This is a genomic window from Flavobacterium sp. FG19 (assembly GCF_057809475.1).
This window is the reverse complement of sequence record NZ_JBMDKA010000078.1, coordinates 1-757: the sequence shown is the minus strand read 5'-3', so window position 1 is coordinate 757 and position 757 is coordinate 1. Positions and strand designations below refer to the sequence as shown.

The following is a 757-nucleotide window of genomic DNA, read 5'->3' as shown; positions in this document are numbered from 1 at the left end:
ACAGTAGTGGTGGAGAATGGATTAATCGCCAATGCAGACAACACTTACCCGGCTCAGACCTCAGGTTCTACAGCGGTAAATGTTGGCAATGTAACGGCTAATGATACCTTAAACGGCTCAGCGGTCACAGCAGCGAACACCAATGTAACACCAGTTACCACAGGTCCATTAAGCATTGATGCCGATGGAGAACTAACCCTTGCTGCAGACACTGCTTCGGGAACGTATACGATTACCTACACCATCTGCGAAGAAGGTGCATCACCGACAAACTGTAAAACAGCTACGGCTACAGTAGTGGTGGAGAATGGATTAATCGCCAATGCAGACAACACTTACCCGGCTCAGACCTCAGGTTCTACAGCGGTAAATGTTGGCAATGTAACGGCTAATGATACCTTAAACGGCTCAGCGGTCACAGCAGCGAACACCAATGTAACACCAGTTACCACAGGTCCGCTAAGCATTGATGCCGACGGAGAATTAACCCTTGCAGCAAACACTGCTTCGGGAACGTATACGATTACTTACACCATCTGCGAAGAAGGTGCATCGCCGACAAACTGTAAAACAGCGACCGCTACAGTGGTAGTGGAGAATGGATTAATCGCCAATGCAGATGTTATTCCATCAGTTACAGCAGGCAACACTGCTCAAAACTTAGGAGTAAATGTATTTGATAATGATACTAAAAACGGACTACCATTGAATCCATCAGATGTAACGCTGACGGCTTCAACACCAGATCCAAAAGGAT

General features: G+C 46.8%; 1 pseudogene. It reads left to right on the top strand.

Features of this window, described 5'->3' with window-relative positions:
* Window positions 1–757, top strand: a pseudogene (locus ACODST_RS27805) (hypothetical protein); the annotation flags it as partial.